Source organism: Telmatocola sphagniphila (genome assembly GCF_018398935.1).
GTDB classification, from domain to species: Bacteria; Planctomycetota; Planctomycetia; order Gemmatales; family Gemmataceae; genus Telmatocola; species Telmatocola sphagniphila.
In genome coordinates this window covers 1,321,005-1,344,350 of sequence record NZ_CP074694.1, presented here as the reverse complement: position 1 = coordinate 1,344,350, position 23,346 = coordinate 1,321,005, and the positions used below count along the sequence as shown (strand labels likewise).

At 51.4% G+C, this 23,346-nt stretch carries 20 protein-coding genes; 6 read left to right on the top strand and 14 right to left on the bottom strand.

The annotated features are described in order from the left end of the window. Positions 1–30: 30 nt before the first annotated feature. Positions 31–1,638, top strand: coding sequence for a glycine--tRNA ligase (locus KIH39_RS05650; protein WP_213498286.1), 1,608 nt, complete (start codon positions 31–33; stop codon positions 1,636–1,638). A 226-nt stretch (positions 1,639–1,864) separates the two neighbouring features. Here KIH39_RS05650 and KIH39_RS05645 read toward each other — a convergent pair whose 3' ends face one another. Both KIH39_RS05645 and aroC read right to left on the bottom strand, forming a co-directional pair. Then, the gene (locus tag KIH39_RS05645) at positions 1,865–2,224 is read right to left on the bottom strand and encodes a Uma2 family endonuclease (protein ID WP_213498285.1); all 360 of its coding nucleotides are present in this window, start codon (positions 2,222–2,224) and stop codon (positions 1,865–1,867) included. Positions 2,225–2,232: 8 nt separating this feature from the next. Next, positions 2,233–3,327: a chorismate synthase gene (gene aroC / locus KIH39_RS05640; RefSeq protein WP_213498284.1), complete on the bottom strand. Its 1,095-nt coding sequence runs from the start codon at positions 3,325–3,327 to the stop codon at positions 2,233–2,235. Positions 3,328–3,433: 106 nt separating this feature from the next. Between aroC and KIH39_RS05635 the strand changes: the two genes are divergently transcribed. Both KIH39_RS05635 and KIH39_RS05630 read left to right on the top strand, forming a co-directional pair. Continuing rightward, complete coding sequence (locus tag KIH39_RS05635) at positions 3,434–3,898, top strand: hypothetical protein (protein ID WP_213498283.1); 465 nt, start codon at positions 3,434–3,436, stop codon at positions 3,896–3,898. Between the two features lie 55 nt (positions 3,899–3,953). After that, positions 3,954–5,006, top strand: a complete 1,053-nt coding sequence (locus KIH39_RS05630; RefSeq protein WP_213498282.1) for a threonine aldolase family protein — start codon at positions 3,954–3,956, stop codon at positions 5,004–5,006. Between the two features lie 50 nt (positions 5,007–5,056). Here the strand turns inward: KIH39_RS05630 and KIH39_RS05625 are convergent, their stop codons facing one another. From KIH39_RS05625 to KIH39_RS05595, 7 genes are all read right to left on the bottom strand, one after another. After that, positions 5,057–6,304 carry a hypothetical protein gene (locus KIH39_RS05625; protein WP_213498281.1) on the bottom strand — a complete coding sequence of 416 codons (1,248 nt, stop codon included), beginning with the start codon at positions 6,302–6,304 and terminating at the stop codon, positions 5,057–5,059. A gap of 83 nt (positions 6,305–6,387) precedes the next feature. Continuing rightward, entirely contained in the window at positions 6,388–7,305 is a 918-nt protein-coding gene (locus tag KIH39_RS05620) for a TIGR03943 family putative permease subunit (protein ID WP_213498280.1), read from the bottom strand. A gap of 3 nt (positions 7,306–7,308) precedes the next feature. Then, entirely contained in the window at positions 7,309–8,310 is a 1,002-nt protein-coding gene (locus KIH39_RS05615) for a permease (RefSeq protein WP_213498279.1), read from the bottom strand. Positions 8,311–8,392: 82 nt separating this feature from the next. Continuing rightward, positions 8,393–9,304: a metal ABC transporter permease gene (locus KIH39_RS05610; protein ID WP_213498278.1), complete on the bottom strand. Its 912-nt coding sequence runs from the start codon at positions 9,302–9,304 to the stop codon at positions 8,393–8,395. Beyond that, positions 9,301–10,683: an aminotransferase class III-fold pyridoxal phosphate-dependent enzyme gene (locus tag KIH39_RS05605; protein ID WP_213498277.1), complete on the bottom strand. Its 1,383-nt coding sequence runs from the start codon at positions 10,681–10,683 to the stop codon at positions 9,301–9,303. Before KIH39_RS05605 ends, KIH39_RS05610 begins: the two co-directional genes overlap by 4 nt. A gap of 23 nt (positions 10,684–10,706) precedes the next feature. Then, a complete protein-coding gene (locus KIH39_RS05600; protein WP_246539550.1) occupies positions 10,707–11,990 on the bottom strand; it encodes a Gfo/Idh/MocA family protein in 1,284 nt (427 codons plus the stop codon). A gap of 218 nt (positions 11,991–12,208) precedes the next feature. Continuing rightward, the gene (locus tag KIH39_RS05595) at positions 12,209–12,589 is read right to left on the bottom strand and encodes a hypothetical protein (RefSeq protein ID WP_213498276.1); all 381 of its coding nucleotides are present in this window, start codon (positions 12,587–12,589) and stop codon (positions 12,209–12,211) included. A 144-nt stretch (positions 12,590–12,733) separates the two neighbouring features. Between KIH39_RS05595 and KIH39_RS05590 the strand changes: the two genes are divergently transcribed. Beyond that, positions 12,734–14,080 carry a c-type cytochrome gene (locus KIH39_RS05590; protein WP_246539549.1) on the top strand — a complete coding sequence of 449 codons (1,347 nt, stop codon included), beginning with the start codon at positions 12,734–12,736 and terminating at the stop codon, positions 14,078–14,080. A gap of 15 nt (positions 14,081–14,095) precedes the next feature. Here the strand turns inward: KIH39_RS05590 and KIH39_RS05585 are convergent, their stop codons facing one another. From KIH39_RS05585 to KIH39_RS05570, 4 genes are read right to left on the bottom strand one after another with little or no spacing between them, the layout of a single operon-like run. Beyond that, complete coding sequence (locus KIH39_RS05585; RefSeq protein ID WP_213498275.1) at positions 14,096–14,602, bottom strand: cupin domain-containing protein; 507 nt, start codon at positions 14,600–14,602, stop codon at positions 14,096–14,098. Further along, on the bottom strand, positions 14,599–15,624 hold the full coding sequence (locus tag KIH39_RS05580; protein WP_213498274.1) for a class I SAM-dependent methyltransferase: 1,026 nt from the start codon (positions 15,622–15,624) through the stop codon (positions 14,599–14,601). Before KIH39_RS05580 ends, KIH39_RS05585 begins: the two co-directional genes overlap by 4 nt. Before the next feature lie 9 nt (positions 15,625–15,633). Beyond that, entirely contained in the window at positions 15,634–16,356 is a 723-nt protein-coding gene (locus KIH39_RS05575; RefSeq protein ID WP_213498273.1) for a hypothetical protein, read from the bottom strand. Between the two features lie 57 nt (positions 16,357–16,413). Next, entirely contained in the window at positions 16,414–17,511 is a 1,098-nt protein-coding gene (locus tag KIH39_RS05570; protein ID WP_213498272.1) for a methyltransferase domain-containing protein, read from the bottom strand. Positions 17,512–17,787: 276 nt separating this feature from the next. Here KIH39_RS05570 and KIH39_RS05565 point away from each other — a divergent pair, with 276 nt between their 5' ends. Together KIH39_RS05565 and KIH39_RS05560 are read left to right on the top strand one after the other, a co-directional pair. After that, positions 17,788–19,317 (top strand): IS1380 family transposase, encoded by a 1,530-nt coding sequence (locus KIH39_RS05565; protein ID WP_213493799.1) that lies wholly within the window; start codon positions 17,788–17,790, stop codon positions 19,315–19,317. A 278-nt stretch (positions 19,318–19,595) separates the two neighbouring features. Beyond that, positions 19,596–20,927, top strand: coding sequence for a DNA-directed RNA polymerase subunit alpha C-terminal domain-containing protein (locus KIH39_RS05560; protein ID WP_213498271.1), 1,332 nt, complete (start codon positions 19,596–19,598; stop codon positions 20,925–20,927). A 21-nt stretch (positions 20,928–20,948) separates the two neighbouring features. Here KIH39_RS05560 and KIH39_RS05555 read toward each other — a convergent pair whose 3' ends face one another. Continuing rightward, on the bottom strand, positions 20,949–23,204 hold the full coding sequence (locus KIH39_RS05555; protein WP_213498270.1) for a hypothetical protein: 2,256 nt from the start codon (positions 23,202–23,204) through the stop codon (positions 20,949–20,951). Positions 23,205–23,346: the final 142 nt, after the last annotated feature.

Sequence of the window (23,346 nt, the reverse complement as noted above, 5' to 3'; positions counted from 1 at the left end):
AGATAATTGGAACACACAGGAAGACTGCTCATGGACATGGAGAAACTGGTCGCCCTTTGCCGTCGGCGGGGATTCATCTTTCAATCCAGCGAAATCTACGGCGGGATCAACGGCTTCTGGGATTATGGTCCGCTGGGCTGCGAACTGAAGAAGAATATTAAGGACGCCTGGTGGCAGGACATGGTCCGCAACCCGCCGCCGGGCCCGGACGGCCAGGAAATTACGATGGTGGGTCTGGATTGCGCTCAAATTATGAACCCTAAAGTGTGGGAGGCTTCTGGGCATGTCGGCGGGTTTTCCGATCCCATGGTTGATTGCAAAGCTTGCCGAGGAAGATTTAGAGCAGATCATCTTTTATCATTCACAATTATTTTCCCAAATGGGGAAAAAACTTTAATCTCGGGACTTGGGAGTCCTCAACAAATCCTTGAATTAAATGCAAAAAAGCTTGAGAGATGGCAGAAGGCAAATGGAGTTATCGATGTTTGGCCTAAGCCCATAGCATTCGGCGATTTAAACGAAGAGGGAAGAATGAAATTCCGTTGTCCAACTTGTGATGAAGAAGGCATGCTCACCGAGCCCCGCGCATTCAATTTGATGTTTGAGAGTCATGCTGGTGCGATCAAGGACGACGCTAACAAAGTTTACCTTCGTCCCGAAACTGCCCAAGGGATGTTCGTAAATTTCAAGAACGTCCTCGATAGTTCCCGAGTGAAATTGCCGTTCGGTATGGCTCAAATTGGAAAAGCTTTCCGGAATGAAATCAACCCGCGAAACTACACGTTTCGTTCCCGCGAATTCGAGCAGATGGAGATCGAGTTCTTCTGCCATCCTTCCGAATCGATGAAATGGTACGAGTACTGGCGGGATCTGCGAAAGAAGTGGTATTCCACGCTTGGCATTAAATCCGGCAACCTCAAACCCCGGGAGCAGGGTAAAGAGGAGTTAGCCCATTATTCGATTGGGACTACCGACATCGAATATATGTTCCCCTTCAGTGAGGAACCTCAAGAGTTGGAAGGGGTAGCGCACCGAGGAGCATTCGACCTCAATGCTCACATGAAGCATAGCGGCAAGGATCTCTCTTACTTCGATGAAGAAGCATGGAGCAAGGATGCGGCCGGTCGGAAAACCAACAGCTTCAAGGAATGGCTGAAGGGCAATCCCGCCGCAGAAGAGATTGAAAAATACCAGTATGTCCCACACGTCATCGAGCCGAGTGCCGGCGCGGATCGATTCACGCTTGCGGTGCTTTGCGAAGCCTACACCGAAGATAAGCAACCGGACTCTAAGGGCAACTTGGAAGAGCGTCTGGTAATGAAATTCCATCCCCGGCTGGCTCCGGTCAAGGCCGCGATTCTGCCGTTGGTTAAGAAGGATGGCATGCCGGAGAAAGCCGAGAAACTCTATCGCGAACTCAAGCAGTGCTTTAAAGTCGAGTACGACGATTCCGGAGCAGTGGGCCGCCGTTATCGCCGTCAGGATGAGATTGGCACGCCGTTCTGTATCACCATCGATGGAGAAACTCTGCAGAATGACTCGGTGACTATCCGAGACCGGGATACGCTTCAACAGCGGAGAATTCCGATCACCGAAGTAGAAGCCGAAATTCGCAAAGCTCTGAGAAGCGTAAGTTAAGGAGAACTCATGCGAGATCTGTCAGAAATTCCACTTTCTGATAGATCTCGGACATTGGCAATGCGACTTCGAGACTCTCCAGTAATACGTGCTGGAGGAGATCTGTAATCAAGCTAAAAGACCACAGTGAATTTTGCCGCTTGGTAAAGATCTCCAGTCGCGGTTGATCCTGATGTATCAGAAGATACTGTTCGAGCGATTCCAGTTGGCTGTAGATATCGAATTTCTAGGAACGGTCATGTTTCTCCGTCGAATCGGATAGCACTTCGAAAATCACTTTCGGATTCGATAAATTCCCACGCGAATCCAATTCCGGAGTGCCGCAAACGATACTGATATCCGGATAGACGAAAGCATGACCTGATTTGGATTTCACCCTCTGATCGCTGTTGAAAACTCTGCAGTTTTTGTTTTTTAGAGCAAACCAGGCCACCGAAGCACAATTGACAGCGATGAGGTTATGAGTTGGACTCGAACCGGCCGTCGCGACAAGTCGACCTTCGATAAACTCATTCTTCGAAAGAGTTTTTTCTTCCTGATCCAAATATTCCTGAACGGATATCCTGATTTTTTTCGCAGCGGTCATACCTGGCCTCAATCCAAGCTCTCGATCCGTTTTGTTTGTTGTCGCAGGAGATGGTCCACGAGAACCAGTGCGATCATAGCCTCCCCCATCGGAACAAACCGAGGCAACAAGCAGGGATCATGTCGCCCCCGAGTCAGAATCTCGGTCGCTTCTCCCTGCTTGTCAACCGTAGGCTGATTCCGGGAAAGACTGCTCGTCGGTTTAATGGCTACGCGAACCACTATCGGCTCCCCGGAACTGATGCCACCAAGAATACCGCCGTGACGATTCGAGGATGTACCTATCCGATCGTTCTTTTTGACGAAGATATCGTTATTCTCGCTCCCTCGAAGCAGAGCACTCGCGAAGCCGTTACCGTATTCGAAAGCGGTAACGGCCGGAAGAGAAAGTAGAGCCTTCCCCAGATCAGCTTTTAACTTATCGAAAACCGGTTCTCCCAGTCCCGCCGGAACGTTCACCGCGACTAACTCGCAGATGCCACCAATCGAATCGCGATCCTTACGAACCGCTTCGATGAGTTCGATCATCTTCGTGGCCGTTTCTGAAACAGGACAGCGCACGGGATTAGCCTCCACTTGCTCCAGAGTTACCGCCGTGGGATCGGGAATCTCAGCCTGGATGGGGCCGACCTGTTTCACATAACCAACGATCCGGATATTTTTCAGGGCTAAAATTTTCTTCGCGATGGCGCCAGCGGCCACACGACAGATCGTCTCCCGGGCACTGCTCCGGCCACCACCCCGATGGTCCCGAAAGCCGAACTTAGCATCAAAGGTAAAATCGGCATGTCCCGGACGATATTTATCGACGATATCCGAGTAATCCCTGCTCTTCTGGTCTTCGTTTCGAAACAGGATCCCGATGGGGGTGCCATCGGTTTTTCCTTCGAAGATCCCCGAAAGAATTTCCGGCCGGTCGCTTTCGTCGCGTTGAGTGACGATTTTCGATTGTCCGGGTCGCCGCCGTTCCAGGTCGGGAAGCAAATCTTCGACGGAAAGAGGCAGTCCAGCCGGGCAGCCATCTACGATAGCCACATAACCAGGCCCGTGACTTACCCCGGCCGTTGTAACCCGAAACTGTTCGCCAAATGTATTCGCAGCCATTCTGCAATTCTATCGCGTTCAACAGGGTAGGTGGACGATATTTTTAGCAGGCTAGGTTCGATATTTGGATCTCCGTGCAGGCGGAGAAGCTGGGAGAAGAATTCCTATGCGATCAGTCGCAACGATAATAATGCTTGTACTGGCGAGTCTTCCTCTTGCTGCCCAGGAGAAAAAAGAGAAAGAGATCGTACAGACCCGATTCGGAGTATTGCCGAACGTTGAACTCTATCCGCAATCCGAACCCAAGGAACTGCTCAATTCGGTAGTCAAGGCATTACAGCAGGGGAGAGTAGAGTATCTGCTCGCACATCTGACCGATCCCAGTTTCATAGAGTCACGGATGCGCAACTCTAATGCCAGCTTCTCCGAATTAGTCGAAGTCGCCAAGGCCAAACTGAAAGAGGATCCCGACCTGTACCGATCCATTCGGATTATCGCCCGAGAAGGGGAATTGGCCGAGCAGGGGGACGTGGCCATGTTTTCCCAGAAGGATTTCAAAGATCGCAAAATCTTCGTGGTGAAAATCGGTCAGCGCTGGTTCATTCGCAACGAACGGACCGAGAAAAAATAGAAATTCGAAAGCACTTCAAGCAGATCGCAGAAGCCATTTTTCATACAAAAATGGCATGAACAAGATTGACCTGCGCTCCGATACCGCCACTAAGCCGACCCCCGGAATGCGAGCCGCCATGGCTAACGCTGAGGTGGGAGACGACGTCTTCGGCGAAGACCCAACCATCAACAAACTGCAGGAACGCGTGGCCGAGCTGTTCGGCAAGGAAGCGGGACTGCTGGTTCCTTCCGGAACCATGTCCAATCAGATTTGCGTGAAAGCCCATACTCAACCGGGCGATGAGCTGCTTTGCGAAACCACCTGCCATATCTACACGTGGGAAGCGGGCGGCCCAGCGGTCCTCTCGGGAGTGAGCTGCCGAACCCTCGATGGGGATTACGGCATCCTGGATTTAGCCCAGCTCGAAGGGAAAATTCGCCCGGCCAACGATCATTATGTCCGCACCCGGTTAGTCTGTTTGGAGAATACTCATAACCGCGGCGGCGGCCGGGTCTACCCAATCGAAAAAATTGAAGCGATATCCCAGTGGGCGGTCGCTAATGGACTGGCGCGACATCTGGACGGCGCCCGGATCTGGAATGCGATCATTGCCTCCGGCATCAGCGGCAAAACCTGGGCCAGCCATTTCGACACCCTGTCGGTCTGCTTCAGCAAAGGCATGGGAACACCGATCGGGTCCATGTTGTTAGGCAGTAAGGAATTCGTCGCCAAATCCAAGCGAATCCGCAAACTATTCGGCGGGGGCATGCGGCAAGCGGGCATCATAGCCGCTGCGGCGATTTACGCACTGGATAATAATTTCCACAGACTCGAAGAAGATCACAAAAATGCCCAAATTCTTGTGGAGGCGATCAATGCCACACCGGGGCTGAAACTCGAATATCCGAAAGTAGAAACGAATCTGGTTTGGTTCGAAGTATCCGATTCCCTGGGCGGCGGCAAAGTTGCGTTTGAGAAACTGAAAGAGCAGGGGGTTTGGGTCTCCCAAATGGGGCCGAATACATTACGAGCCTGCACCCATCTCGATATTTCCCGGGATCAGGTGATTCACACGGCCAAAGTCCTAAGGAGCCTGGCTCCAAAGCCTGTCCCGGTGAGCGCATAAAAAAAGCCCTCCGATAAAGCGGAGAGCTTTTTATTTCACGTCACGCCAATTTATTTCTTTACTTCCGGGGCGGAAGCCGCCGGTTTTTCCTGATCCAGAAGCTCTTCCACGCTTTGTACCAGATCGGCGTCTTCTGCCCGGCGTGCCTTGATAAACGACACAGCCTTTGGATTATTCGGTACTTTTAAGGCAAAGCGGATAATTGCTCGCCGAACTACCGCCGTGGAAACGAAGAGCGGGTTCTCGTACAGCCGAAGAATCGCATCCGCGTACTCCCAGCATTCCATTTTTCGGAAATCGTCCATCACTAGGTCGCAAATGTCGTCTTCGAACAACAACGGCATCAGAAGCTCGATGGTCTGCTTCTTATTGAGCAGATCGGGGCGGTAGAGTGCAAAAAATCGGACAGCTCGCAGCCCCGCATAACGGGTGAGGAATTCTTCCCGCCCAGGATTCTTTTCATCCCAAACCCCACTCACCGCGGACGGGAATAATCCGGTTGCCAGCGTCTGCTGTTTTTGATCGTAGAAAAGTTTCTGAAGGAATTGGATGCCTTCTTTCGGATTCAGCATGGCATAACCGGCGATAATTCCGTCCAAGCCAGTGACAGGTCGCCTTTTAGGATCAGAAAGGATTTTCTTGAAAATCTCCGAATGAATTTTCGGATCGCCGCAATCTCCCAGCAGGGAGCCGTACAAACCCAGGCGGGAAGGATGGGTATTTTCATCGGTCAGCCATTTGGCCAGTGACTTGGCGGAGAAGTACTTCGCCGCATTCCGCACATCTTTGTAGTCCGCGTTACCGAATTCCATCAGGGCGTCGTTCGCGATATCGTTCTCATCCGAGTCGAGATATTTGAAATAGAATTGAAGTTTGGTAACGGGATCTTTATCCAGAAGTTTTTGAGCTCCTTGCAGATACTCCGCGACTTTGCTGTTATTGCTGACCGGTATGCCGCGGTAAGGGTCGATTTGCCCCTTATAGATTTCGCAGAAAACCAGCCATTTGGTCGGCTTATCAGGATCGGTTTCCGGTAGATAACGGGGCAGGGTAATGACTTTCTGATCTTTGATGTAATTATCATCTTTGATCAGAACTTCGATATGCAGATCGGTGGTACCTTTGCCGAACTCCTTAGGATCCTTTTTGGCATTTTTCATCGTGCCGAAGAGGATGAGCTGAGCCTGTCGGACTTCGTCGGAGAACGTTTTTCCGGAGGTGGAGCAGAACGGGCAAGCTGCAAAGAGATTCGTTGATACAAGTAAAATCAGGGAAGCAAGTCCAAATCGGTTTCTCATAAATTGGCCATCCTGCGCAGGGAGGAGGAACAAGCTATTGTTGTTCCTATCGCAATCAGTTGCTAAAGTCCAGAGAAGCTCATTTAGTTCTCAGGAACGGTGGGCTTGATCTGAGATTCTTTGTCGAGGAAGAGAACGGGAACCCATTCGTTCGGCTTGTCTTTCACCTGGACGAATTGAATCTCACCTTCGACCTCTACCCATTCACCCATTTTCCAGTTGTTCTGGATGACTTCCGCACAAATAATTCTAGCTTTAATCGGCACCGCATCGGCCTGACAGCACTTGATATCCATCTTGAAGAGGGCAAACTCTTTGTCGTTGATTTTGTTGTATTGTCCCCTGAGAATCCCTTTGCGACCCGCGAATTTATCGCGAGACTGCGGAAAAATGGCCGCCCGGGACAATTCGTTGAACTGCAACTGTATCGGCTTGCCTTCGACGGCCTTCTTACGCTCGATGGGATCCAACTGCTGCCCGTTGTTAAGCTGTTTATCCATGTACTCCCGACTGAATCCCTTCTTGGGAAGATCAAGACAAAACAATGTAAATGGCAGTAACAATACAACATATCGCCAAATAGAAGCTCCATGATCGTGATCAGCATGGCCCGCATCTTCTGCGGGATCCGCAGCATGGGAATGTTCAGCGTGACTGTGGCCATGATCTGTCTGGCATTCCTCACCCTCGCCATGGCTGTGAGAATGGCTGTGGCTATGTCCGTGATCGCGATCCTGGGAGGTTTCTTCCTCCGCGTCTTTTTCAGCGGTGGCGTTCACCGTCAACATGATGCCGACCATGCGGAAGAATACCAGAACCGCAAGCAGAATTCCCCCTCCCAGAACCCAGGGGCTGAAGTCTTTAACCAGGACTCTTTCTAAAGCCGAACCGCGTACGAGCATGACGGCGGTGATCGCCGTCAGACCGCAGGCTGCGACCGAAAAAAGTTGATCAACATAAAAGGAAACGGTTTTTTCACCGTGGGAGTGGTTGTGTGCCATAACTTACTTTCCTTCCAGACTAGCGGTAGAGGGCGGTGGTGTGAAGAAGGACTGCGGCACCACATAATGCACGATCATGCAATATACGAATACTTGAATTATAACCGTGGAGACAATGGTGAGGATCAACTTCCGTCGAAACACTCGCGTGTACATCAACAGCAGCTTCAGATCGAACATAGGACCGAGGACTAAAAAGGCGATTTTCGTGGAAGGGGGCATACTGGTGAAGCTCGCAGCCACGAACGCGTCGGCTTCACTGCATAAGCAAAGCAGAATCGCCAGAGCCATCATGGCGAGAATAGCCAAAAAGGGCAGAGAATTTGCCACCGAACCGATGTCTTCCTGAGTCAGAATGATTCGGCAGAATGCGGAGATTAAAGCTCCCAAAGTCAGGTAGACCATGATATCCACGAAATCGTGCAGCGAGGTTTCCGAGATGTTCGCCAGTCGAATTAGTACAGGTCGTCGTTCTCCCGCCCGAAACTCGGCAGGGTGCACCGTGTGGCTGGTTTCAAGCCCGACCATACCTTGGGGAATCGCCAGGGGAGTCAATAGATTAGTTACTCCCACCCGCTCAACAAGCCGATCGACGACCAGAGCGGTAATGCAAGCGACCACGAAACCCATTCCCACTCGGAAAGCCACCATCTGGAAGGCCATTTCGTGTCTAAGGAAGGCTTCCCGAGTACTCAAAATCACAATCACATTGATAATCGGACCTGCAAGCATGTATGCGACGCAAACCGCCAGCGGCAACCCCTTACGAAGCAAGCGACGCATAACCGGTACGATGCCGCATTCGCACATCGGGAACACCAACCCCAGAAGGCTGCCGATCGCGATTGCTACATACTTATTTTTCGGGATGACCTTGGTGATCGCCTGTTGCGGCACCATCTCCTCGAGGAAGCCGGCGATGAATGCTCCCAGCACGACGAACGGGAAAGCTTCCCAGAGAATGGAAGTGAAGAGAATTACGAAGTCGTTAAGTGTCTGTTCCACGGCGTCTCTTCAGTGAGGCGAAAAATAGCGTTATGTTACTACGCGTTGTTTATCCGGCAGGTTCATCGGAGCACCGGGTCACTCATCTTTGATTCATCTGATAATCTCGGGCATTCTTCCACAAGGCCGAGGCGAAGAAAAAGAAGACGCAAACGATAACGATAACCCCGCTGGGACCGAATTCCAGCCGATCGGACCCATAGGGGATGCTGACTTTCCGGCTGATCATCAAGCCAATGAGACCGGCACTCAAACTGATAGTAGTACTATACCAGAAGAATTGCCGCATGTTACGGGCCAAATTGCTCGCGCAGGCTGCAGGTACTATAAGCATTGCATTGATCAAAAGCATCCCGACCGCGCAAATCGACAAATTCACGATCATCGCTAAAAGAACGATTAACAAAATTTGATCGACTCGGACCGGAATGCGCCGGGAACGCGCCAGCGAAACATTGAAGGTCTCAAGCAGGAAGTAGTTGTAGCGAAAGCAGAGTAGGGCGATGGTAAGACCAAGCAGAATAAGCAGATACCAGATATCAAAGTCCTTGACGAACAGGGGACTACCGAACAAAAAATCCTCGGGGTTAATCTTATTTTTCTTCTGAAGGGCCGTTACGATTATTGCCCCAAACCCAATGGCACCGGCAAAAAAGACACCAATCACCGTATCGCTGGCTAATGTGGTCTTCTCCCGCACATAATCGATTCCTATGCCAAGCAGAGCCCCGAAAAAGACCATAATCAGCGGAATCATGAACTGATATCGATCCAACTGACCGCCGAAGTAAAGTGCGACTAAAGCGCCCAGACCGATCCCCGCAAAGGCACAGTGAGCCATCGCATCGCTGAAAAAAGCCATTCGATTGCCGACGACTAGCGAACCCACCATTCCGCTAATCGTGCAAACCATGATGATCGCCCAGAAAGAGCGAACTTCGAAGCCGTAAAGCCCCAGGTTATTGGCAATCAGGTCTACTATTTGTTCGATCATGTTTCCGAATTCATGCGCTGGGCCGCGCGATGGAGAATCGCCATGGCGTTGGACGCCTCTTCTTGTGTTATAACCAGAGGAGGGGAGATGCGAACCACTTTTTTCGCCAGAGGGCCGAGAAGATGTACTCCTGGCGTGGTACCGCCATCTCCCAGGTATCCTTCCAGCACAAAACGATTAGCCCACTCGCCGCCCGATAAGTTAGCGTGGGGTCGGAATTCCAAACCCCAGACCATACCTCCCTGCTCTCCTCTTACATGTTCTACGAAGGGGAATTTTTTGAGTTCAATCAAGCCAGCTTCAATGAACTTCGAAACTTCCTGCATTGGCCCAAGGACGTCGCGTTCTTCAAATTCATCGAGAGTGGCCAAAACGGAAGCACAATTCAGGGGGTTCGCGCTCCATGTGTCGGAGGCTTCGCCGTACTGCAAAGAGGAGAAAATATCGCCTCGACCTAAAACCGCCGCCACCGGTACACCATTTCCCAAACCTTTGCCCAGCACCACCATATCCGGTTCGAGTCCGTAAGTTTCATAAGCAAACATTTTTCCTGTACGGCCGAAATTCGACTGCACTTCATCGAGAATGAAAATGAGGTCGTGCTGGTGACAGAAGGCCTGGAGCATTTGCAGATAGGATTTTTGCGGATGATAGGAACCACCGCCTCCCAGATAGGGCTCGGTGATCATCACACCGATTTTATGATCGAACTGGTCCCACAGTTCGTGCAATTCGTGTCGGAAGGGGCGCAGATCGATCTCATCCTCGCGCTTCGAAACATCCGCGCACTCCTGCATCGGAAAGGAAATAAATCGCACGCGAGGATCTCGTTCTGAATCCTGCTCGGAACCGGTAACGGCATTGGCGAGCCCTTTCTTGCCGTGAAACCCGAATCGGGTGGCTAGAATCATCGGCCGATTCTTATCCCGGGCCATCGCGGCCCAGAGGGCTTTCTGAATCGCCTCGGAACCCGAAGCGGCCCACATCACCTGATTAAGACGCGACCCTCCCGGCCGATTCTTTGTGAACTCGATCAATCTCTGGCTGGCTTCCATTTCGATGGGTGTGACCCCGTTGTAAGCCGTCATTGGTACCGCTTCGAAGAAGGAGGATGCGTTTGAGAAACTCTCCGGCCAGTTCATGTATCGGTAGAATCGCCGCATCCAAGAATTCGGATTGTGACCGAGGTTGGCGACAAGCACCCCCGAAGTGAAATCGAAGAGCTTCTTCCCTTCCGGAGTCCAATGAAAGACGCCGGCACTTCGGGCGATCACGGCCTGCGACGGAGTAAATGTCCGTTGCGAGCGCGCTTCGAGTTGGATTAACTGATCCCGCCGAGCATTAGAAATTTCCTCGCCGAGATGATGAATCGGTTGCATGAGAGAGGTCCGCTTCAGTGAAATTATACCGCCGGTGAGTACAGAACTTCTGGGGATCTGTTTCTCGAGAAGAGGACCAGACCTCCCAAGCTGCCGTTGACTTCCACCCAGGACCCGGCATCCCCAGACGCAAGCCGCGTTAAGAGCGCTTCCAGAGCTTGCACGATGGCCACGCAGTTCCGATCCGCTGATACGTCGTTGTAGGTCAGCGAGCGCATTTCCGCTAGTCGGTCGGTACGTTGGGCTCTGGTACCGAACTCCACATACCCGACTTCCTGGAAGAAACGGCTGATCACTTCGATGCCATAACCGCGCTGGCAGCGTTCCCCCCAAGGCTCCAGGAAGCTGCCGTTGTAGTGATAGTTAGGAGTGTTCTTGAAGTCCTGGGGAGTCCTTCCTTCGATCGCCAGTTCGACGCCTCTTTTCCTCTGATGGGCCAGCCAGATACTGTTGTCGAAACGGAACTGCACTTCCTGATCCACATAGCCGGGGAAATTATCCGGAGTCACCCAACTGGTATGAATGTCGAAAGTCGCTTCTCGGGCGTCCGGATACTCGTAAGTCACTTGCAGTTGAACCGAGTCCCAAGTGCTCCCGTTGGAGGAGCCGACGATTCCTCTTTGCCCGGTGGCATGAATTCGCTTGAGTCGCCAATCTGGCCCGAAGGTGAAATCAATCAGTTTCAGATAGTGCACGGCCACGTAACTCGCCGGATTACGGCCGGATATCCATTCGGCGAACTGACCCGTGCTAATCGACTTCGGCTCCAGCAAAGAGCAGTAACCATTATTGACGTGTTGGAGCACCCCATCCCGATACAGCGTGCGAAGCTTCTTGTGATCGGGGTCTAGCAGTTTGTGGTAAACGATCTTGCAAAGAACCTGCCGTTTGCCGGCTAACTCGACCAGCTCATCCAGTTCCGAAAGATTCAGAACAGCGGGCTTCTCGATCAGCACATGCTTACCCGCCTGCAGAGCTTTCCTGGCTGGTTCGAAATGTCTGTCGTCGGGAGTTGCGATGCACACTGCATGTACGTCGGAGGCAAGCAACCGATCGACCGAATCGCTCCCTGCAAAACTTTCAAAGACGGGTCGGGAAGCCGCGGACCAACACTTCATCAGCTGATCTGCGCGAGTACCTGTCCGGGTAGCCACACTGACCAGACGAAGATCCACAGAGCCGACTCGGCGATCGAAAATCGGCGCTTCGTGGCAGCTTTCGAAAAAGGGTCGATAGGTCTCGTCGAAGATCATTCCGAGACCGACCATACCGGCGTTGATAAGTGCGGGTTGAAGCATGAACGACATGATAAGCCGACTTGAAGTCTCAAGCCAGCAATAATCGAGCTGTCGTTATTTCTCGATGAAAATGCAGATCTAATTGAACATAAGATTCATTATCGGACGTTGGGTGTTTTGGCCGAGCGGCCGAGTGATGTCCGCAAACCCCAACTCTTACGTCCGATAATCAATGTTATGTATAGTTAGCCGAATTGCAGCTTTAGACGACCAGCGGCTCATATCGTCTAGTTCCCTGTCCCGCTCTTGGGTAGAGCAACCGGTCCCAGAGTTCCTGGGACGACAGGAATCGGAAACGAAGTCGTAGTTCCCATGATCGGAGGCAATGGCCCCAGAACTTTCAGAGTGTTTGTCGGCGCTGGGCCAGGAAATGTACTCGAGCCCGTTTGAATGGTCGATGAGGATGATCCCCAGACACTTCGGTACAGACGCGTGAAGAATCCCGGACTGGTCGAGACACCCGAAACGTTGTTAGACGAGTTGTTGAACGAACTCGTGTTCACGGTACTCTGAGCAGGAAGGTTTGGCGTTTGAGTCAGATTTTGAGCTTGAGATCGAGTGCTCATGCAGCAAAGCACGGCAGCGGAAAGAAACATAAATCGAATCATCCTATCCCCCTTTTCAACTTTGCAGTTAAACTCCGAACTCCAATAACATGGAACACAGGCGAGTCAACAGTTATCTTCCAGTTATCGACCAGTCTTCTGAGTCGGTCTACAATAGAAGAAAGAATTCGCTCCAGGATTTCGATCATGCTTCGACTTTTGCTTTACCTGGCCTTTGCAGCAATCCCGATCTTCGACAACTCCGCAACTTTCGCGGCCGAGCCAAAAGCTCCAGATTCCTCAGTCGACCGAGGTTACAAAGCTCTGACTGAAACCCCTTTCGTACCGCCACTCTGGTCCTACAGCAGTTACGACAAACTTTGGAAAGTCTGGGAGGCTAAAGAGAAGCCAGCCAACTATCAGGGCGAAGTTCAGAAGCGATATGGCCTGCATTCGGCTCCGTTTAAAAATGGCGAGTTGCCCATGGGACTTCGCAAGGCGAGTTTCCTCATAGAGGGACTGACGATCGATTGCATGGTATGTCATGCCGGGTCTATCCTGGGTAAGAGCTATATCGGATTGGGAAACTCAAGTCTGGATGTGCATGCGCTATTCGAGGATTTGAATCTGGCCGAGGGTCGAAAAACCAAATTACCTTTTACATTCAGCAATGCTCGGGGCACGAACGAGGCGGGCGGCATGGGGGTCTATCTTCTCGGTTACCGGGAACCAGATCTGAAATTACGATCTAGCCGCAAAGATCTGGGGCTGCACGACGACCTTTGCGAGGACGTTCCGGCCTGGTGGATTCTGAAGAAAAAGCAGACGATGTACTATACGGGGGGAGCCGACGCCCGATCCGTCCGATCCAAGATGCAGTTCATGATGAGTCCTTTGGTCAGCAGAGCCGATTTCGAGAGGCACGAGAAAGCGTTCCAGGATATCGACGCCTTCATCAAATCGGTCGAAGCTCCCAAGTACCCGTTTCCCATAGATCAGAAATTGGCAGACAAAGGCGGGCTTGTCTTCAACGAGAATTGCGCGAAGTGCCATGGCACCTATGGCGAAAAATGGACCTATCCGAACAAGATCATTCCCATCGAACAAATTGGAACTGACCGCAAAAGGTTCGATGGGATCACGGCCAAGTTTGGCGAAGCCTATAACGAAAGCTGGTTCTCAAAAGAAAAGGGTGATGGCTATCTGGTGACTCAGACTAAAGGTTATCAAGCCCCGCCGCTGGATGGCATCTGGGCTACGGCCCCCTACCTTCACAATGGCTCCGTTCCCACCCTTTACGCTCTTTTAAAATCCGACGTACGGCCAAAATTGTTCACGCGTTCCTTCGAAACCAACGAAGCCGATTACGATCGGGATAAAGTCGGCTGGAAAATTACGGAAGTGAAATCGATCCCGATGTCTATTTCAGTCTTCGAGCAACGAAAATATTACGACACTTCGAAACCGGGCCGATCGAACCGCGGCCATACTTTTGGAGACGATTTGACAGAAGGTGAAAGAAAAGCGGTACTTGAGTATTTGAAAACGCTCTGAGGCTTCGACTCGAATCTAGTCCTGTCCGGGAGTCAATTTTTTGATCAACTCGGCTTCGGCCGGGAACAGCGTGAGAAGCTCTTTTCGGTTACCGGAAGTATAGTCCGCGTAATCAAAGCCCGGGGCCATGGTTGCACCTAAAAGTGCAAATTCTCCCCCAGCGCATAAGTGACTTCCTTGCCAAACGCCACCGGGAACAACCAGTTGAGGGACCTGACCGGATTTCAAATCGGTACCGAGGTAGACTCGGCGACTCTCCCCATCAAGGCTCAATTGCAGCATCTCGACCGGACTGCCCAAATAAAAATGAAAAATTTCAGCAGTTGGTAATTGATGCAATTCGGATACCGTTTTGGCCGTTAGCAGGTAATAAATTGTTGTGCAGAGTGACCTATCTCCAGGATTATCCGGCAAAGCGGATTTCGGGATTATCAGCGAACTGCGGTAAATTTCCCGAAAAAATCCACCTTCCACGGGATGCGGTTGAAGTTTCAGGATGGAAATGACTTCTTCAACCGTCATTCCTTGATTCCCTTAATCACGTTATAGCCTCGTGTTTCGTCGTATGTGGCTTCCGGATAAAATTGCGTCGCCATCGCCCCGACTTCATTGATCATCTTGGTCACCAGATAAAGCCGGCCCCCTGGTTTAAGGAGTGCGTGCGAAGTCTCCAGAAACTTCTGGACGATCAGCGACTGGCCATAATACGGTGGGTTCGCCAACACAACATCCTGACTATTGGGCTCCAATTCCACCTGTGTCGAGGATGCCAGAACCTGGAACCTTTTGAGCTCGCTGGCCTCGGCATTGATCCTCGTCAATTCGCAAGCCCGGACATTGCTATCCACGAAAGTGATCGGTCCATTCGTCAGATGTGAGATCAGGATCCCGTTCGTACCGATGCCGCAGCCGAGATCGAGTACAGCATCGTTCTCGCGGATCTCCGCACAATCCAGCAACGCGCGAGCCCCATCATCCATGCGGCCGTAGGAAAAAACTCCGGGCCAGCTTCGAAACACCCTCGAGGGCCCGTCTTTTATTCTCGCGTGAAAAACAATTTCATGACGTCGCCGAGTAGGTTCTGTGTCTTTGAACGACCAGAACAGACTGCAATCGTCCTGAGCAGGAATCGAGCTGCACTTACCGTAGATTTTCTTGTGCCATTTGGGCAGGAGCGAATCCCGTTCGTATTCGGAAAGTGAGGCCAGCATCCCCCCTTGTTCCAGTACTTGAATCGACTGTTCCAGCATGTCGAGTTTCAATTCCCGCTCGCCATGCTTCATCACCGGAAACAGAACCGTGGGATACTTTTCAGGAACATCCCAAAGATCGGGTTTGGTGAAAACCTGGATCTTCAAATTTCGGGATTCCGCTTCGATTTCCAGCTTCTGGGTCTGATGCAGATCGAGCTGAAAGTTCGAAATCGAAAATTCCGGGAAGTGCGTTGCCAGATCGCAGACCAAACGGGGCGAACCCAGGATCACAAGGATGGGCGATTTAATCCGGGATTTAAGATTGGAGACAAAATATTCAAAGTTTAACATGGTCAGCGCTTACTGCACTTCTCCTTCGGCCACTTCCTCAAAGCCTTCTTTCACTTCCGGTCGGGTTAAAATGTAAATCGCATAAACGCCAACCGGCAGCCCCAGAATTGCACCGATCCAAGCCAAGACATACGATTCCAGGTTTTGAAGTTTTGAAGCTCCCCAGCAAATGATCGTGGCCACGATCATACACAGAAACCCCGATGAGCCCACGATGATCTGGTAGACGTTTTCGGACCGAGACATCCGTTTTCCCGTTCCCGAGTCGAAAATGTAAGGCCAGGCGGCAAATACAATGGTGGCCAGACCCAAAATACCGAGAATCACGCCCCAAAAGATCAGATAATTCGAAGCTTTGATGGTCATGGCCATCGCCGGACCTTTTTTGCTTTTGAAATACTTATCGCGGAGACTGCCGTAGTTAACATCTTCGAGGACTTTTTCCACTTCATGCTTGGTCAAATAAACACCGGCCGATTCTTCTTCCTCCTCCGCCATGGCTTTGCGGATTTTGATCTGAGCCTCTGTCAGATTTTGAGGCAGATTTTCCGATTTCTTCTCTACTTTGGGAGGAGTTGCCGCTTTAGGCGTCGAAGCGGGTTCCGGTTCTTCGGCTATCGGTTTGGCCGCGAAAATAGTAGCACATTTGGGACACTTGAGCTTCTTGCCCGGTTCAACAGGTTCTTTTTTCTTCAGGGTCGTTTTGCATTCCGGGCAGCGATAAAGCGGCATCTATCCACCTCGGTCCTACAGACAAAAAATAGATATGGTTTTCGTTAATGTACAATTCTACGCAGGTTTCTGCCAGACACTGATCGTAGCACCCTGCCCTAGAATTTCCACAGAATATTGCCGGGTGGCCGACCAGGAGGTATGTTCGATGGCCTCACGTAGTGCCGGTTGATCCGAAACGAGCAACACCACCCGACCACCGGGTTTCAGAACGCGATTACATTCCTTGATGAAATATCTGTACAGCGGCTTGATCGATTCCGGATCGCTAATTTGCTTGCCGAACGGTGGGTTACAGATGATTCTTTCAACGGAACTGGCGCCGAAAGGGAGTTTGGTGGCATCCCAGCGAGCGAGAAGACAAGGCCCCAACTTTTTCAGGTTGGTCACTGCCGCCCGCAACATATTCATGTCCAAGTCACCGCCCCAAGTTTCGATCCGTCCGGCCCTACGCAGCTTGGATAATTCAATTTGCTCCGCCAAAATCGTTCCCGCGCCACACATGGGATCCAACACGGTCATTCCGGGGGCGGCCCCTGCCAGCCGGACCATTGCAGCCGCTACAGTCGGGCGCAATGAAGCGGGCATATGCTCCGTTTTGTAGGTCCGATGACGCATCGTGCGATCCGATAGACGAATCCCACATACTGCCCTTTCCTTGTGAATGGATAGCCAGATTTCCAACCAGCCATTCTCCTCCACCATTTTCCAGCTTGCTGGAATTGCATCGGTCTCTCGGATGCCCTCGGCCATGGCTTTTAAGGCTTGTTTACGCTGGTAGACATGCGTCCCCTGCATCTGACAGACAAACCGATAGCTCGGTTTCCCTTTAGTTTTCGGTTGAACCGAATGATGCAGACTGAGCAGTCGCTTCCAGTCCGGCTTGCGACTCCAATGGGTAATGGACTTCAAATCGATGGCCCGATGGGTCAGGGCGTCAGTGCCCCAAGCCAGAATGAAAACATCTTCGGTAGTTCGAAGATTCAGAATCGATTCATCGAGATGTTCGAGTTTGAAGACTATCAAGCCCCTTTCGGTCCGCTTGATCTCACCACCCAGATCGCGTTGGATTTCGTCCGCGGCTATACTTTCCAAGCCAGGCAGGGCGTTGGCATAAAAAGCAGGCAACTCGGCGGGAACTCGGGAGGATTTCATCTTTCAAACCATTTTCTTAAAAAGAAAATATATGAAATGATGGATTTTTTTCTGAGAATTAAGTCTTATTCTAAAGAAGGTTTGATTAAATCTGCAAAAATTCACCTAACAATCTTAAGAACTTAAAGATTTAAGCGTTCGAACTAGCCCTTAAAACAGCGTAGTTTTTTGGGGAATTGTTTCGATTTATCGAAGAAAGCTCGAAATCCTTTTTGTTTTCTGCGGTTTGTGTAAGTAACCGCTTAACAAATCGACAGTCGCAAAAAGGAGTTTCGAGTGAATGTTATTTTCGGACGTTGGTTTCAAAAATGCAAGAGTCGAATCGAACGTCGTCTGGCTAAGCGAGAGGCCGCGATGACCTTCGCTCCTTCTTTCGACGCCTCCAACATTCATTACGAAGTCTCCGAACGCGTGGGGGCGATCAGTTGCGGAGGCCTCGGGGCCATGCACCTTCTGGCCCGGCGTATCGGACTGATCGACGACATCGACGAGAAGTTGCATCTGCTCCAATTTCAAAGGCCTTACTCGGAATCGGACCACGTATTGGCCATCGCTTACAATTCCCTTTGCGGGGGTACCTGCCTGCAAGACATGGAACTGCGTCGCACGGACGAAAACTTTCTCAACGCCTTGGGCACTCAGCGTTTTCCCGACCCGACTACTTCGGGCGACTTTTGTCGACGCTTCGATAGTGGCAGCATCCAGGCTTTGATCGACGCTTTCAACCAGACCCGTTTACGCGTCTGGTCGAAGCAACCCGATTCCTTTTGGGAATGCGCGAAGATCGACGCCGACGGCAGCTTTACCCAAACGCGTGGCGAGCGTAAAGCGGGGATGGACATCAACTATAACAGAGACTGGTGTTACCACCCCCTGGCGGTGACCCTGGCGAACACCGGTGAGACGCTGAGCATCGTCAACCGTCCCGGCAATCGCCCTTCGCACGAAGGGGCCGCGGTCGAACTCGACCGGGCTCTTTTGCTGTGCCTTCAAGCGGGCTTTCGCAGGATCGTCTTTCGCGGCGACACCGATTTCTCGCAGACCACTCGCCTCGACGGCTGGGATGCCAACGCCAAGGTACGCTTTTATTTCGGCTACGATTCGAAGCAAAACCTCGAAGCAATCGCGGAAAACCTGCCGGAAGCGGCTTGGCACAAGCTCGAGCGTCCCGCGCAATACTCGGCGAAAGCGAAGTTGCGACACCGACGGGAAAACACCAAGGAGCGGATCGTCCAAGAGCGGGAATTCGTAAATGTGAAGTTGATCTCCGAAGCGGTGGCCGAGTTCGAGTACCAACCGACCGCTTGCCGAAGGGCGTATCGCCTGGTGGTGATTCGCAAGAATCTTTCCGTGGAAAAAGGCGAATCCGTTCTGTATCCGGACGAACGCTATTTCTTCTACATCACCAACGACCGGGAGTGCACGGCCGCGGAAGTCGTCTACGAAGCCAACGATCGCTGCAATCAGGAAAATCTGATAGCGCAGCTCAAGGGCGGTTGCCGGGCCTTGCACGCGCCGCTGCACGATCTGGAAAGCAATTGGGCGTACATGGTGATGGCCTCCCTGGCCTGGAACTTGAAAGCCTGGTGGGCCTTGACGTTGCCGGAAACTCCTGGTCGCTGGCGGGAAAAGCATCGGGACCAGAAGCAGTCGGTTTTGAAAATGGAATTCAAAACCTTCCTCAATGCGTTCATGCTTCTGCCTTGTCAGATCGTCCGGAAGGCCGGCCGCATCGTCTATCGATTGCTCGGCTGGAACCCGCACTTGCCAATCTTCTTCCGACTACTGAAAGCACTGAGGTGCTGATCGTTCGACCGACTGAAGTCGGGATCCGGATGTCCCGATCCGATAAAACGCCGAGAGCTATTCGCGGAAAGGAAGAATGTTTGAAAAATAGAAGTATGCGTTCGGCCGAGCGAAAAGCTCCGGCGCGGAGGACTCATCGAACTATCTCGCTAAAACTCCCCACGGAATTGGCATCAAAAACTTCGCTTGTTTAAGGACTAGCCGACCTTGCCCTTATGCCTTCAATTGATATAAGAATGTCTTGCAGTGAAGGTGCGCACCTTGCGGAGAAAATATACGTGGATGCCGTGATCGATTTGAAAGCTCTATTGGTCGAACGGGAAGATTGCGATGCCGGAACCGTGCAGAAATTGCGCGAGGGCTTAGCCCAGGGCGGCAACCAATTCAAGAGTCTGCGGGAAGTGACTCAACTACTGGCCAAGAAGATCGAATCTTCGCCCCCAGCCGTGGCAAAAAAACTCCACCTTAAGTTGGGTATTGCCAATTATTTCCTCGGTTTCATGAATCAATCGGCCGAAAATCTCAAGCACGCAGAAGTGCCCTTGGGATATTTCTACCACGGCCGCGCACTGGCGAATCTGCAGCAGCACGAAGAAGCTTTGAAAGCCCTGGATCGAGCGGAGAAATCGGGCTATTCCGCCCCACAAGTTCAACTGCAACGGGCAAACGTCTATCGCTTGAAAGGCGATTGGACTCACGCCCGATCAATTTTGAGCAAACTGGAAGAACTCGCCAGCCACAGCGCGGAATTCCACTACCAGAGTGCACTGTGCACCCTGGCGGAAGGGGACAAGGCTAAAGCTCTGAAATCGCTTGAAAAAGCGATTGAATTCGATCCCGGTCATACCGGTGCCCTCTTCCAACTCGGCTACTTCAACGATCTTTCGGGCAACGACCACGAAGCCATCAGCTTCTACGAACGTTGCTTGAAGTATCCACCGGTACACAAAGGCACGCTGAATAACCTCGGCGTTCTTTACGAAGACAACGCCAAGTACGATAAAGCCGTCGAATGCTTCAATCGGTTACTTCAGGCCGATCCCAACGATGATCGTGCGCGGTTATTCCTGAAGGATGCGTCCGCTTCGCTGACGATGCATTACAATCCCGAGGAAGAACAATCCTCGACGATCTTCCGGCAGGTACTGGAAGTTCCGGTAACCGATTTCGAACTCTCCGTTCGCAGCCGGAACTGTCTGAAGAAGATGGGAATTCGAACGCTCGGCGATTTGACCCGTATCACCGAAGCCAGCCTTCTGGCCAGTAAGAATTTCGGCGAGACATCGCTCGACGAAATTAAGAACATCATGGGCGCCAAAGGCCTGAGAATCGGCCAGTCCCTTGAACAGGGCATGCAGTATGAAATGCGCTACCGGCCGCAGCAGCAGTTGTCGCCGGAAGAGCAGGCGATGATGAACAAGCCGGTCAGCGATCTCAACTTGTCGGTTCGGGCACGCAAGTGCATGAATCGTCTATCGATTCTGACCATCGGCGAACTCGTCTCCCGTACCGCCGATGAGTTGTTGGAAGCCAAGAACTTCGGTCAGACTTCATTGACTGAAATCCGAGAGAAATTGACGGAACTCGGTATCAAATTACGCGGCGACTGAGCGATCCGAATAACTTAAAACTCAATGAACCGGTGGGACAATCTCACCGGTTTGTTCGTTTGTGGGATTCCAGACGATTTCGAGTTCTTTGAAGTTTTGCACGCGCCGCTTTGAGGAGGAGAAGGAAGTGACTCGAGCATCCCAAATTCCTTGTTCAACCTGAATATTACATCGGCCTAGTTTGCCCTCAAATTCCACATCGCAAGTCCTAATCGGTTTTAGATTACTCACACTCGTCGGAGCTTTGGCAAAAATCTCAATTCGGAAATGTTGCAACTCCCCTTCTTCCCCGCCTCGGATTCGAAACTCGCAATTAAACTTGCCCGCAACGGGAACAAAGAGATTCCCCGTCAATTGGTCCGAATCCTTCGAAGAGCCGAACGCCAGATCGAAGAAGTAAGGTTGCACCTTCCGAAGCTTGACGAGATTCCCGGCAATTACATCGAAATCCGCAGTGAAACTGGGGGGGAACCACATCAGATAGAGCGTATGGCTCCCAATCTCACCGGGCGATTCTTGAAGATAATCGTGGTTGAGATTACTCCCTAAAAAATTACTTCCCGGCCAGGCATTCGCCATCGGTTTGGGCCAGCAAAGGTACGGCACAAAACTATGCGGCCAGTGATCCTTGGGAGCGCGAACCAGATAAACCGACGACGCTTTCGAATTTCGAATCTTTGTTTTCGCATCTCCGAAAAACAATCGCGGCTGCGGTACTCCCAGATGACGGCACATCAGGTCGCTCTGCTTTTTCATGATTCTAGCAACCTGAGGAAATGTATGTTGCAGGTTAACGGATGCCAGCGCGAGTATTGCAAGCCACCCTGCCCACCTTCGATATTTCAGATTCAATGAGTATCCAATAAGGCTCAAACCATTTGCTGTCAGTACACAAAGGAGTGGAAAACTCCATTTCACGATTTTGAAACAACTCCAACGATGTCCAATCAGCCCCGTGCTGGGGTCAATAGCGATCAATGCAAAATATAAAGCTAAACCCGCGAAGGTCAGAGTTGCCATCAACACGGTGCTAAAGGAATTTTTCAGAGATCCGACTAGCCCCAGGACCATTAGAAATAAAACAATCCAGGTCACTTCTATTGGAATTACGTTTGCGAACTCCGGATCGTTCCAATCCACACCGCTGATGAAGTTTAACCACTGATTTCTAGACCAGTTAATCTCAAAGCCCACTGCCACCTGTACCAGATTGAATTGCGCCCGAACGGCGCGAATCCACTCGTAATTTCCTAGCACAAGTAAAAGCAAAATCGTCACGGCAAAGAATCGACTTAACTTTGCTCCCTCCTGCTTTCGATAAGCCAGAGTACCCAAGAGCAGCAAGTGACAGAATGCCACCACTGCCAGAATGGGAGCAAATTCGCTGTAGACCGATATTACTCCGGCGACGAGTAATGCGATAACCACAGCGGACTGAAAATTCCAACGGGACGGTACGCGGGTGCGGTTCAAAACGGCCAGACTGACCATGAGCAAAGATGTTCCCAGAAGCTGCGGCATGAAATTATATTCTTCAGCCAGATAAAGCGGGTTCGGCAAAGCATGTGCTATTGCGGCGGCCAGTGCCGCCCCGCAGCGATTCAAGCGTATTCCCCAGCGGGCGAGCAAATAAATACCGGCAAAGTTGAGAACCAGACACCAGAGGGCAACCGGTTTTAAGACCTCGAAGGTATCATTTCTGGGAAACCAACTACTTACGAAGGCCAGAAAGAATGTTCCACCCATGCGGTAACCGCACTCCTGAAATTCCTCAATCGATTGGCTCATGGGGTTGTGAGGTGCAAATGGATCGACCGCCCGAGAAAAAGCATGGTACTGCAACCAAGTGCTGCAGTTAGCATAAATGCTGGCGTCGTTGAAAATCGGATACCACCCTCCGTTTTGAAATCGTTCCCAAAGCAGAAGACACATCAAATTGCCGAGGATGTAGATTAAAAAAAGCGAGGCCAGACTCGGCAGGCGCAAAAAAAATGCAGATCTGTGCATACCAACGGCTGCCAGAAAAATTAGCAGGAATAACGCACCGACGGGTAGTCGGATTTGAGCAATGGTGAAGCCGCTGTGACAAAGCGATCCCAGAACCAGCATCCAGAGCGAGGTCCCGCAGAAGGCGGAAAGCAGCCAATCCTCCAATCGACATCTTGCGTACCTGGGGGCGGCGAGTGCCAGAAGGGATCGTCCGGTCAACGTGCATCCGACGGAGACTAATGTGAAGACCCAGCAATTGGCCAAATGAATATTCGTCGGCAGTGTCATTACCGCCTATCCTCCCCATTCCACCTAACGGCTTTTTCTTGCGCAAAGCTTCGAAATTTCTGGCCGGCTCGTTCCGAGTACGAAAAATGAAATCGACCATTTCCATCAAGACGCTTGGCTAATTCTTTCAGATTTCTAACAT

Excerpts from the sequence above, each read along its gene's own strand:
- KIH39_RS05630 (WP_213498282.1), top strand. The coding sequence starts at position 3,954 with ATGAACAAGATTGACCTGCGCTCCGATACCGCCACTAAGCCGACCCCC.
- KIH39_RS05610 (WP_213498278.1), bottom strand. The coding sequence starts at position 9,304 with ATGATCGAACAAATAGTAGACCTGATTGCCAATAACCTGGGGCTTTAC.
- KIH39_RS05650 (WP_213498286.1), top strand. The coding sequence starts at position 31 with ATGGACATGGAGAAACTGGTCGCCCTTTGCCGTCGGCGGGGATTCATC.
- aroC (WP_213498284.1), bottom strand. The coding sequence starts at position 3,327 with ATGGCTGCGAATACATTTGGCGAACAGTTTCGGGTTACAACGGCCGGG.
- KIH39_RS05590 (WP_246539549.1), top strand. The coding sequence starts at position 12,734 with ATGCTTCGACTTTTGCTTTACCTGGCCTTTGCAGCAATCCCGATCTTC.
- KIH39_RS05570 (WP_213498272.1), bottom strand. The coding sequence starts at position 17,511 with ATGAAATCCTCCCGAGTTCCCGCCGAGTTGCCTGCTTTTTATGCCAAC.
- KIH39_RS05620 (WP_213498280.1), bottom strand. The coding sequence starts at position 7,305 with ATGGCACACAACCACTCCCACGGTGAAAAAACCGTTTCCTTTTATGTT.
- KIH39_RS05555 (WP_213498270.1), bottom strand. The coding sequence starts at position 23,204 with ATGACACTGCCGACGAATATTCATTTGGCCAATTGCTGGGTCTTCACA.
- KIH39_RS05575 (WP_213498273.1), bottom strand. The coding sequence starts at position 16,356 with ATGCCGCTTTATCGCTGCCCGGAATGCAAAACGACCCTGAAGAAAAAA.
- KIH39_RS05585 (WP_213498275.1), bottom strand. The coding sequence starts at position 14,602 with ATGACGGTTGAAGAAGTCATTTCCATCCTGAAACTTCAACCGCATCCC.
- KIH39_RS05625 (WP_213498281.1), bottom strand. The coding sequence starts at position 6,304 with ATGAGAAACCGATTTGGACTTGCTTCCCTGATTTTACTTGTATCAACG.
- KIH39_RS05605 (WP_213498277.1), bottom strand. The coding sequence starts at position 10,683 with ATGCAACCGATTCATCATCTCGGCGAGGAAATTTCTAATGCTCGGCGG.
- KIH39_RS05600 (WP_246539550.1), bottom strand. The coding sequence starts at position 11,990 with ATGTCGTTCATGCTTCAACCCGCACTTATCAACGCCGGTATGGTCGGT.
- KIH39_RS05645 (WP_213498285.1), bottom strand. The coding sequence starts at position 2,224 with ATGACCGCTGCGAAAAAAATCAGGATATCCGTTCAGGAATATTTGGAT.
- KIH39_RS05635 (WP_213498283.1), top strand. The coding sequence starts at position 3,434 with ATGCGATCAGTCGCAACGATAATAATGCTTGTACTGGCGAGTCTTCCT.
- KIH39_RS05595 (WP_213498276.1), bottom strand. The coding sequence starts at position 12,589 with ATGATTCGATTTATGTTTCTTTCCGCTGCCGTGCTTTGCTGCATGAGC.
- KIH39_RS05580 (WP_213498274.1), bottom strand. The coding sequence starts at position 15,624 with ATGTTAAACTTTGAATATTTTGTCTCCAATCTTAAATCCCGGATTAAA.